The organism is Thermoanaerobacterales bacterium, assembly GCA_030019475.1.
GTDB lineage: Bacteria > Bacillota > Desulfotomaculia > Desulfotomaculales > JASEER01 > JASEER01.
In genome coordinates this window covers 1-10,297 of record JASEER010000054.1, presented here as the reverse complement: position 1 = coordinate 10,297, position 10,297 = coordinate 1, and the positions used below count along the sequence as shown (strand labels likewise).

Genomic DNA, 10,297 nt, shown 5'->3' with positions numbered 1-10,297 from the left:
AACGATCTGGGTCCGCACAATGGCCGCCTCGGCCCCGAAGACACGGGCCCAAACACGGTCCAGGGTCTCCCGTCCGGCGTCTCCGTAGCCGTAGCCGGTGCTGCCCCGCATATGGAAGTCGCTGACCCGCTCGGCGCGGAAAGCGGACAGGACGCGCGCGTGGTTGGCCAGGGCGATTTCATCGACAGCCGCGTAAACGGCCCGGACCTCCTCCTCCACGGCGTCGGCCAGGGCCGCAAGATCAATGTTTGCCATACCTTCGCTGACTCTCTACTGCCCGCCCTTCTGTTCGGCGACCGCCGGCGAGGTGTTTACCGGCCTGGACGGGCTGATCGTCGAGATCGCATGCTTGTAGACCATCATCTGCTTACCGTCGCTTTCAAGAATCACCGTAAAGTTGTCAAACCCCCGGACCAGACCCTTTAACTGAAACCCGTTGACCAGGAAGATGGTCACGGGTATATTCTCCTTGCGGAGTTGGTTCAGGAAGGCGTCCTGGAGGTTGATTTGGGCCTTGGTCAATGGAGTTCCCTCCGTTTTGGAAAATTTAATAGTATGCTTGTTTCGCCGCCCAGTCCGGCTCTCCTGCTGTGAGAACCAGAATTTGTTCGGCCACCGCCATTGGATCGGCGTTTTCCCCGACCTCAATCCAGTGTATACGCGGGTCGGTCTTAAACCAGGTGAACTGACGCTTGGCATAACGCCTCGTGTTCCGCTTCAGTAGCGCCACGGCCTCCTCATAGGGGATCTCCCCCGCCAGATAAGCGGCGATTTCTTTGTATCCCAGGCCGTGCATCGACGGCAGGTCCATCCTGTAGCCCCGGGCCAGCAGGCCCTCAACCTCCGCCACCAGGCCCGCCGCCAGCATCGCGTCGACCCGCTCCTCAATGCGCCGGTACAGGCGCTCACGGTCCATAAAGAGACCAAAGACCCAGGCCGCATACCTCTCCCGGCCCCGCTCAAACCGGGGCGCGAAGCTGCTCGGCGGCCGGCCGGTCTTCCGGAAGATCTCAAGGGCGCGGATGACCCGCCTCACGTTGCGCGGGTGTATTGCGGAGGCCCGTACCGGATCGACCTCCGCCAGCCGGGCGTGCAGCCATTCCGGTCCGTGGCGGCGGACGGCGTCGGCCAACTCGCGCCGCAGGCCTTCGTCCGGCGGGGCCGCAAAGTGGTATTCGTCCAGGACGGCCCGGATATAGAGACCGGTTCCCCCCACCAGCAGGGGCAGGCGCCCCCGCGCCAGGATACCGGCGACCGCCGCCTCGGCCAACTCTCGGTACCGGGCGACACTGAAGGGCTCGTCGGGGTCCGCCACGTCGATCAGGTGGTGGGGTATGCCCCGCATCTCGACCCGGCTCGGCTTCGCCGTACCGATATCCATCCCCCGGTAGACCATCATCGAGTCGGCCGAGACGATCTCCGCACCCCGCGCCAGGCGTTCCGCAAGGGCGATGGAAACGGCCGTTTTACCGGTCGCCGTGGGCCCGGTGATGACGCCCAGGGGCGGACGGCGCTGCTCCGCCCCCATCAGTAGTCCCTCCCCCGCTCCAGGATCCCAAAGGCCACCGGGGAATAACGCCCGCTCTCCACCCGCGTCAGGCCCAGGCGGGCAAACTCGGGGCCATCCCGCCGCTCCTTGACGACCACGCGGCGGGCCGCCACGCGCTTCGCCTCGGTTATGGCCGCCGTGTCAAGCGGGGCCGTTTCGGCCAGGGGCCGCAGGGGTTCCATCGCGCTGGAGCGGTACACCGGGTGGCGGAACATCGGGTCGAAGTAGACGACGTCATAGGCTCCCGCCGGAGTGCGGGCCAGGAACTCCCGGTGATCGGCGTGCGCCACCCCGATTCTCCGCATGGCGGCCAGCAGGTCTGGCGCTTCCCTCTTCCCGCCGTAGGTCGCCAGCCCGTGGCGCACGATCACGGCCAACGGCCGGGAGGCTTCCAGCCCGAGCACCAGCCCGCGCGGCCCGACCACGTAACTGGCCACCAGAGCGTCGGCCGCCAGGCCCAGGGTGCAATCCAGTACCCGGTGCCCCGGCCGAAGGTCCATGGCTTTCACCATTTGGTCAGTTTTCCCAGCGCGCAACTCCTTTATGCGCAGCTTGGCCATCCCCGGGTGGAAGAAAAGCTCCCTCCCGGCATAAAAAAGAGAGACCCTGCGCCCGCCCACGACAACCACGGCCTCGGCTCCGCTCTCACCCTGCAACTGGGCAAGGGAACGGCCGTCGCGCAGTATGAAGGGGCATTCCAGTTCCCGGCTGAGGCCGGCGGCCAGGGCCCGGCGGTCCGGGCCGCTGCGCAGCCCGGTGGTGACGATGACTTTGGGCAAGCTGATCCTCCTCGCTCCGCGACGCCCCCTTATGCTCGCTGGAAGCGCCGGGCCAACTCCGCCGCAGTGATCTTGAAGTACGTCGGCCGCCCGTGGGGGCAGACCGCCGGTTCCCGCGCCGCTTCCAGGCGGTCCAGGAGGCGCTGTGCCTCCGCCGGGTCGAGGGCCGACCCGCCGCGGACCGCCCGGTGGCATGCCAGGCTTGCCGCCAGCAGGCCGTGGGCCGCCACCGGGTCGGAAACGCCGCTCTCGCCCAGCCTTTCCAGAACATCCCGGAACAGTTCCGCCGCGCCGCCGGCGTCTTCCCCCCGCCATCCGGCCGCCGGTACGCCGCGCAGGACGGCCGTCCCCCCGCCGAAGGAGTCGACGATAAAACCGAGCTTTTCGAGGATCCCGCCATACTCCTCCGCGACCGCCGTCTCGCGCGGCCCGAGTTCCAGGGAAACGGGCGCGGCCAGCATCTGGCTTGCCCCGCCCCGGGCGGACAGGCGGTCCATGAACTCCTCGTAGAGCACGCGCTCGTGGGCGGCGTGCTGGTCGATGATATAAAGGCCGTCCGGCCCCTGCGCCAGGATGTAGGTCGGGAAGAACCAGCCGAGATACCTTAAGAGGGACGGGGCGGCAGGAGCGTAGAAGGCCAAAGCTTCGGCCGCGGCGCCGAGTTCAGGCGCAGCCTGCCGAAACCTTCCGCCCGCCGGCGGCAAGCCGCCCCCCGCCCAACCGCCCGCGGCCGGCGGACCGGGCCGTCCCGGAGGCTCCTCCGCCTCAACGTCCGCCGCCGTCCTTCCCGGCGCGGCCCCGCCCAGCGCCGCCCGCAGCGCCGCCAGCACCAGGCGTACCAGGGCCGCCTGGTCGGCGACCTTGACCTCCAGCTTGGCCGGGTGAACGTTGACGTCCACCGCCGCCGGGTCGATATTCAGGTGAAGCACGACCACCGGGTGGCGTCCCGCGGGCACAAAGTCGCGGTAAGCCCCGTCGATCGCCCCCGCCACGATGAAACTCTTGACGTAACGGCCGTTAATAATCAGGGTCTGCTGCCGGCGCGAGCTGCGTGTCAGGGCCGGGCGTCCGGCGAAGCCGTCGAGGGTGATCCCTTCCCCATCCCAGGTCACCGGGACCATCTCCCGCGCCGTGGCCGGGCCTAGGACGGCGGCAATCGTCTCCTTTAGATTTCCCCGTCCGGGGGTGGCAAAGACCTGCCGGTCATTGGCCCGCAGGGTAAACGCCACCTCCGGCCTGGCCAGGGCGAGGCGCCCCACCGCCTCGGTGCACAGCCCCCCCTCGAATGAAGGAGAGCGCAAGAACTTGTGGCGCGCCGGCGTGTTGAAGAACAGGTCCTCGACCACCACCGTCGTCCCCGCCGGCACCCCGACCGGAGATGTGCCGAGGAGACGACCGCCTTCCAGGCGAAGCTCAACGCCGCCCGGGGCATCCCTCGTACGGGTGCGGAGGGTGACCCGCGCCACGGCGGCGATGCTCGGCAACGCCTCGCCCCGGAAACCCAGCGTATTGACCGCCGCCAGGTCGCCGGCCTGCCGGATCTTGCTGGTGGCGTGCCGCTCGAAGGCCAGAACGGCGTCATCCGGGTCCATCCCGCACCCGTCGTCCGTGACCGCGATACGATCCAGCCCCCCGCCGGCCACCTCGACGTGGATCTTCCGCGCTCCGGCGTCCAGGGCGTTCTCGAGCAGTTCCTTGACCACCGCCGCCGGCCTCTCGACGACTTCGCCGGCGGCGATCTGGTTCACGGTGGCCGGGTCAAGCACAGTGATCCGTCCCATAGTTGTACCTCCCTGCTAAATGCCCCCGCCGCACCTATTTCTCCTTCAGCTTTCGCTGGAGTTCGTCCAGGCGGTTCAAAGCCTGCAACGGGGTCAGCTCGTCCACTTTCAGGCGGCGCAACTCTTCGAGGACTACCTGTTCCCCTTCGGGGATGAACATCTGGAGCTGCGTCACCCGGGCCCCGGGGCCGGCCTCCTTGACCCCCGAGGACCATTGCTCCCGCTCCAGGGTGGCCAGAATCACCGCCGCCCGCCCGATGACCTCCTCCGGTAGGCCCGCCAGCCGCGCCACATGCAGGCCGTAGCTCCGGTTCGCCCTACCGGGGACGACCTTGCGCAGGAAGATGACGTTCTGCCCGTCCTCCGCGACGCGCGTGGTGTAGTTCATTACCCCCTGGAGGCTGTCCTCAAGGGCCGTCAGCTCGTGATAATGCGTTGAAAAAAGGGTCTTGGCCCCCACCCGCTCGTGGATGTACTCCAGTAAAGCACGGGCCAGGCTCATGCCGTCAAAGGTGGCCGTCCCCCGCCCGACCTCGTCCATGATCACCAGGCTGTGCGGGGTGGCCTGTTCGACGATCGTCCGGCATTCCCGCATCTCCACCATGAAGGTGCTCGCCCCGCCGGCCAGGTCGTCCGAGGCCCCGATCCGGGTGAAGATCCGGTCCACGACCCCGATCTCGGCCTCCGCGGCCGGTACGAAACTCCCCATCTGGGCCATCAGGACGATCAGGACAACCTGGCGCATGTAGGTGCTCTTGCCGGCCATGTTCGGCCCGGTGATGATCAGCATGCGCTGTCCGTCGTCGTCCAGGAGGGCGTCGTTGGGCACAAAAGCCCCGGGGCCGAGGGCCTGCTCCACCACCGGATGACGCCCCTCGCGGATGAAGATCCGTCCGCCGGCCGTGACCCGGGGGGCCGTGTACCCGTGGCGCACGGCGGCCACGGCCAGGGCATACAGGGCGTCCAACCGGGCGACCGTGGTCCCCAGGCGCTGGAGGCGGGGGACCTCCGCCAGAACCCGCTCCCGGATCTCCACGAAGAGCCGGTACTCGCATTCCACCAGCCTCTCGCGGGCATGCACGATCTGTTCCTCGTATTCCTTGAGGGCCGGGGTGACAAAACGCTCGGCGTTGGCCAGCGTCTGCCGGCGCTGGTATTCCGGCGGCACCAGGTGCAGGTTGCTCTTCGTGACCTCTATGTAATAACCGAACACGCGGTTATAGCCCACCTTCAAGGACCGGATGCCCGTCCGCTCCCGCTCTTCGGCCTCCAGGGCCAGGAGCCAGTCCTTCCCCTCCCGGCCCAGCCGCCGCAGGCGGTCGACCTCCGCGTCGTAGCCCTCACGGATGAGCCCCCCCTCGCGGATGGTGACGGGCGGCTCGTCGGCCAGGGCGCGCCCGAGGAGACCGATCAGCTCCGGGCAGGGGTCAAGGGCTTCCACGAGGCGGAGGGCCAGAGCGCTCGACAGTCCGCCGGCCGCCTCCCGCAGGGCGGCCACGGCCTCGAGCGAGGCCTTCAGGGCCAGCATGTCGCGGGCGTTGGCCGTCCCATAGGCCACCCGCGCCGCCAGCCTCTCCAGGTCGTAGATCCGGGACAGGGCGGGGCGGAGCGCGTCCAGGCGCAGGGTGTCCGCGGCTAACTCGCCTACCGCCTGCAGACGTTCGTTGATTAACTCGGGATCAAGAAGAGGCTGCTCAATCCAACCCCGCAGCAGGCGCCCGCCCATTGCCGTTTCGGTATAGTCAAGGACGCCGAGCAAAGTCCCCCGGCGCCCGCCGTCGACCAGCGACCGCGTCAATTCCAGGTTACGCCGTGTCGCCGCGTCCAGGACCATATACCGGCCGGGGGTGTAGACCCGCACCCGGCGAAGGTGCGCCAGGGGCCTTAACTGGGTGGCGGCCAGGTAGGCGAACAGCCCTCCCAGGGCACGGATCATCGCCGGTTGGCGCGCCCATGCCGCCCGTTCGAGTTCCTCACGGGGGAACTGCGCGCGCAGGACATCCGCCACGGCCGGCAGGGCAAACGACTCGCCCGGGCGCACGGTGAGGGCCGGCGGGCCCGGCAAGGCGGACCAGTCCAGCCTGGACGCCAGTTCATCCGGCACAAGGATCTCCCGCGGGGCCAGGCGGGACAACTCATCGATGAGTGTTGCTTCGGCCCGGGGACCGTCGAGGAAGGCCGTGTTCACCTCTCCCGTGCTGACATCGGCCACGGCCAGGCCCCAGCCTTCCTCCCCACCCCCTACCAGGGCGGCGAGGAAGCTGTTGGCCTTCTCGTCGAGCAGGTTCCCCTCGATAACCGTGCCCGGGGTGATGACCCGCGTCACCGCGCGGCGGACCACGCCTTTGGCGGTTTTGGGGTCCTCGACCTGGTCACACACGGCCACCCGCTGGCCTTTTTCGATCAGCCGGGCGATGTACCCCTCCGCGGCATGAACAGGGATGCCGCACATCGGCACCCGGCCGAGCGGCCCCCCGTCACGCCCGGTAAGGGTGATCTCCAGCAGGCGCGAGGCCAGCAGGGCGTCGTCGAAGAACATCTCGTAGAAATCGCCGAGGTGAAAGAGGAGAATGGCGTCCGGGTGCTCCTCTTTGATCCGCAAATACTGTTCCATCATCGGCGTCACCGCCGCCAAGGGCAACACTCCCCTGTTAAGCAAGGGGTCTTTTAAGTAAAGGGCCTGACCCCGGGTTTTAAGTTTCTGAATTTTCGGTTACCTGGCCCTCGAGGTGCGTCAGGTGGGCGGCCCTGACCGTCACCGGCACCAGGCGCCCGACCAATTCACCGGGGCCGTGGAAAACGACGGTTTTGTTGGTGCGCGTGCGGCCCGCGAGAAGGCCGGGGTTTGTTTCGCTCGCCCCCTCGACCAGGATCTCGACCATCCGGCCCACCAGGGCGCGGTTCAGTTCCAAGCTGATCCCCTTCTGCAGCGCGATCAGCTCCTGGATACGCCTGCTCTTTACCTCCCGTGGGACCTGGCCGGGCAGCCCGGCGGCCGGCGTTCCCGAACGCGGGTTGTAGACGAAGGTGAAGGCCTGGTCGTAGCGTACCCGCCGCACCAGGTCGAGGGTGTCCGCGAAGTCTTCCTCTGTTTCCCCGGGGAAACCGACCATAAGGTCGGTAGTGATGCTCGCCCCGGGTACGGCACGGCGGATGCGTTCTACCAGGCCCAGGTAATACTCCCGGGTGTAGCCGCGGTGCATGGCCTTCAGGATGCGGTTGGACCCGGCCTGCGCCGGCAGGTGAAAGTGTTCGCAGACCTTCTCGCCCCGGGCGATGGTGTCGATCAGCTTGTCCGAGAAGTCCCGCGGGTGGGATGTCGTATAGCGGATGCGCCAGAGGTCCTCGACATGGTCAAGGCGCATGAGCAGATCGGCGAAGTCCACCCCGTCAGGCAGGTCCTTACCGTAAGAGTTGACGTTCTGGCCCAGCAGGGTCACCTCGCGGTAGCCCCGGGCAACCAGGCCGGTGATCTCGGCGACGATGTCCTCCGGCCGACGGCTCCGCTCACGGCCCCGCACATAAGGAACAACGCAATAGGTGCAGAAATTGTTGCACCCGAAGATGATCGGGACCCAGGCGCGCAGCCCGCTCTCGCGCCGCACCGGCAGCCCCTCGGGGATGACATCGGCCTTTTCCCAGACCTCATGCAGCGGCCGGCGGCCGGCCCGGACCTCCTCTATCATCCGGGGCAGTTCATGCCGGTTGTGGGTACCGAACACGAGGTCCACGTGGGGGAAACGGCGGCAAATCTCCTCGGCCATGCCCGCCTGCTGCGGCATGCAGCCGCTCACCCCGATAACCATGTCAGGGCGGCGCGCCTTAACGGCCTTCAGGGCGCCCAGCAATCCCCACACCTTGTTCTCCGCCGTCTCGCGGACGCAGCAGGTGTTGAGCAGCACCACGTCCGCCCGCCGCATGTCATCGGTGCGCTCGTAACCCATGCCGTCCAGCAGGCCGGCCATGACCTCGCTGTCGGCTTCGTTCATCTGGCAGCCGAACGTAACCAGGTGATAGCGCAACAGGTCTTCTTCCCCTCCGTTAATCCCTCAATCCCTGGTTTCCGTGCCCCGGGCGATCACCGACCGCACCACCGGACCGCATCACCGGCCGGTCGGGTTCTTGACCGCACACTGTTTCCCCGTATCGGCCCCGGTATGCCGCTGAATGTCTTCCAGCGTATGGCAACAGCCGGCCCGGATGTGCGCCAGGATCTCGGCCTCGGTGACGTTCTTACAGTAGCAGATCGGTTTCGGCTCATCCTTCTCCTTGAACCAGACCCGTACCGTCAGGTCGCCCTTCCGGAAAAGCGCCGGACCGAAATAGACCACCGGGCAGCCGGGAGCCAGGCATATGGCGTATTCTCCTTCGGGCGCCGCCAAGTCTTCCCTGACCAGGGAACGTACCGTCACCACGGGAACCCTCTGTCCCGCACCGCCGCAGACCGGACAGCAAGCCGTCACCTTCTCCGCAAACCCCTCAGAGGTACAAAGGTCCGCCGTCATGATCGGCGTGCGGGCATCATCCACGGTTCCCGCCTCCTCTATCACCACATTATAGCATAACCGCGGGCCCGACCCGGCAGGATGGTCCTTTCCTGCCGAAAGCTGCATCATCATCCAACCCTCTCGACGAAACGGAAAACCCCCCGGCACGGGGGGTTGCGGACCGGCCGCGGGGCCCGGGCTATTCTACGTCGGCGGCGGGACGTTGGTTCAGGAGCTGGGTGTAGAGCGTCACGCCCGCCACCACCAACCCGACGAGGATATCGTTGATCCGGCCCACTCCCGTATAGACCAGGACGAACGGGGCGATCACCAGCCAGACCCCGGCGGCGACGTTCGCCCAGTTCGGCCAGTGGGCGTGGCTCCTGATACTGAGGACGGTTAGGACGAGGATGATCACCCCCAGGATCCAGTCGTTCGCCCGCGCGACACCCGTCGTGGGCAGGACCAGCGGAGCCACCAGCAGCCAGAAGCCGAGAACCAGGTTAATACCGTGGGACCAGAGCAAGACGACCATCTCCCCTGCGCAGCTTTTGCCTGTATTCTGCGTACCGGGCGTGAAATCTATGCCTGATGCCCCGGCCGGAGGCATAAATGGAACACCCCCGAGGCATCATAAGGGAAAATCAAGGAGGTGAAAGGATGATTTCCGAATTTGAGAAGCTCTCCCTCCATGAGATGATGCGATTCGAGGACGTGGAGAGCAGGAAGCTGGCCGCCTTCGCCGCCCAGGCGCAGGATCCGCAGATTCGCAACTTCCTGCACCAGCTTCAGGGGATGTGCCAGCAGCACGCCAGCGCCTTGCAGAATATTATGTCCCAGAGCGGGGTGCCCGGCATGGCCGCAGGCCAGCAGATGCAGGCAGGCGGCGGCTTCGCCGCGGGGGCGAATCTCCCGGGCCAAAGCTACTCCTAAGAAAGGCGCGAGTACCGGCTGGCACTGCAATTCTATGCAAAGGAGGTAACAGCATTGCCGCAGCTTAACGACAGAGACATCCTGGCCGACTGCCTGAAGGACTGCAAGTGGGCCTCGTCCACCTACCATACCGCCCTCCTGGAGTCGTCCACGGATCAGGTCCGGAATACCTTTTTCCGGCTGCATAACGACCTCACCAACGCCGCAAAGTCGTGCTTTGATCTGATGCACCAACGGGGCTGGTATCCCGTGGAACCGGCCCGCCCCAGCGCCCAGGCCCAAATGCAGCAACAGCCTCAGCAGCAGACGTACCAGGAGGGCTATCAGGGATACCAGACGGGCATGGGCCAGGCGACCTACGGCGCCCCGAACGTCAACCAGCCCCGGTGGTAATATCCGCGAAAAAACCCGAGGCGGGCCGCCTTCTTACGGTGGTCCGCCTCATTTTTACCGCACCGGCGGCAGAAGTCTGCAGTTACTTAACCGGATCAATGATAATCTTAGCCACCATGACGTAAAGGAGAACGCCGATGATCTCTTGATCACTGCAGTTGTCGTACTTGTCTTTGATGGTTCCAACTCCCCGCCGCGCTTCACCGGTGCTATCGCTGCTGAAGCCACCGCGCGATTTCCTGCCGCGACGGGACGCGGCCGGAGACCTTGACCACGCCGTCGATCACCACGCCCGGCGTGGCCATGATCCCATAGCCCAGGATCTCCTTGAGATCGGTGACCTTGGTCACCGTGGCCTCGACCCCGGTCTCCCGC

The 10,297-nt window shown here is 66.5% G+C and carries 11 protein-coding genes; 2 read left to right on the top strand and 9 right to left on the bottom strand.

Going from position 1 to position 10,297, the window contains the following annotated elements; all coding sequences use genetic code 11:
• From QMC81_10920 to QMC81_10880, 9 genes are all read right to left on the bottom strand, one after another.
• The coding region (locus QMC81_10920) for a methionine gamma-lyase family protein (protein MDI6907979.1) at nt 1–255 on the bottom strand (255 nt) is incomplete at its 3' end.
• 15 nt (nt 256–270) lie between these two features.
• Nucleotides 271–522 (bottom strand): RNA chaperone Hfq, encoded by a 252-nt coding sequence (gene hfq / locus QMC81_10915; protein ID MDI6907978.1) that lies wholly within the window; start codon nt 520–522, stop codon nt 271–273.
• Nucleotides 523–547: 25 nt separating this feature from the next.
• Nucleotides 548–1,528 carry a tRNA (adenosine(37)-N6)-dimethylallyltransferase MiaA gene (gene miaA, locus QMC81_10910; protein ID MDI6907977.1) on the bottom strand — a complete coding sequence of 327 codons (981 nt, stop codon included), beginning with the start codon at nt 1,526–1,528 and terminating at the stop codon, nt 548–550.
• Complete coding sequence (locus QMC81_10905; protein MDI6907976.1) at nt 1,528–2,328, bottom strand: class I SAM-dependent methyltransferase; 801 nt, start codon at nt 2,326–2,328, stop codon at nt 1,528–1,530. The genes miaA and QMC81_10905 overlap by 1 nt, the downstream gene beginning before the upstream one ends.
• A 29-nt stretch (nt 2,329–2,357) precedes the next feature.
• The gene (gene mutL, locus QMC81_10900) at nt 2,358–4,109 is read right to left on the bottom strand and encodes a DNA mismatch repair endonuclease MutL (GenBank protein ID MDI6907975.1); all 1,752 of its coding nucleotides are present in this window, start codon (nt 4,107–4,109) and stop codon (nt 2,358–2,360) included.
• Nucleotides 4,110–4,143: 34 nt separating this feature from the next.
• On the bottom strand, nt 4,144–6,735 hold the full coding sequence (gene mutS, locus QMC81_10895) for a DNA mismatch repair protein MutS (GenBank protein ID MDI6907974.1): 2,592 nt from the start codon (nt 6,733–6,735) through the stop codon (nt 4,144–4,146).
• A 67-nt stretch (nt 6,736–6,802) separates the two neighbouring features.
• The gene (gene miaB / locus QMC81_10890) at nt 6,803–8,131 is read right to left on the bottom strand and encodes a tRNA (N6-isopentenyl adenosine(37)-C2)-methylthiotransferase MiaB (protein MDI6907973.1); all 1,329 of its coding nucleotides are present in this window, start codon (nt 8,129–8,131) and stop codon (nt 6,803–6,805) included.
• Nucleotides 8,132–8,212: 81 nt separating this feature from the next.
• The gene (locus tag QMC81_10885) at nt 8,213–8,614 is read right to left on the bottom strand and encodes a (2Fe-2S)-binding protein (protein ID MDI6907972.1); all 402 of its coding nucleotides are present in this window, start codon (nt 8,612–8,614) and stop codon (nt 8,213–8,215) included.
• A gap of 181 nt (nt 8,615–8,795) precedes the next feature.
• Nucleotides 8,796–9,122: a hypothetical protein gene (locus QMC81_10880; protein MDI6907971.1), complete on the bottom strand. Its 327-nt coding sequence runs from the start codon at nt 9,120–9,122 to the stop codon at nt 8,796–8,798.
• Nucleotides 9,123–9,256: 134 nt separating this feature from the next.
• On the opposite strand from QMC81_10880, the gene QMC81_10875 reads away from it, so the two are divergent.
• Nucleotides 9,257–9,529, top strand: coding sequence for a spore coat protein (locus QMC81_10875; protein MDI6907970.1), 273 nt, complete (start codon nt 9,257–9,259; stop codon nt 9,527–9,529).
• A 54-nt stretch (nt 9,530–9,583) separates the two neighbouring features.
• The gene (locus tag QMC81_10870; protein MDI6907969.1) at nt 9,584–9,922 is read left to right on the top strand and encodes a spore coat protein; all 339 of its coding nucleotides are present in this window, start codon (nt 9,584–9,586) and stop codon (nt 9,920–9,922) included.
• Nucleotides 9,923–10,297 lie beyond the last annotated feature (375 nt).

Bases quoted from the DNA above. Each gene is read 5' to 3' on its own strand.
- miaA (MDI6907977.1), bottom strand. From the start codon at position 1,528: ATGGGGGCGGAGCAGCGCCGTCCGCCCCTGGGCGTCATCACCGGGCCC.
- mutL (MDI6907975.1), bottom strand. From the start codon at position 4,109: ATGGGACGGATCACTGTGCTTGACCCGGCCACCGTGAACCAGATCGCC.
- QMC81_10885 (MDI6907972.1), bottom strand. From the start codon at position 8,614: ATGACGGCGGACCTTTGTACCTCTGAGGGGTTTGCGGAGAAGGTGACG.
- QMC81_10875 (MDI6907970.1), top strand. From the start codon at position 9,257: ATGATTTCCGAATTTGAGAAGCTCTCCCTCCATGAGATGATGCGATTC.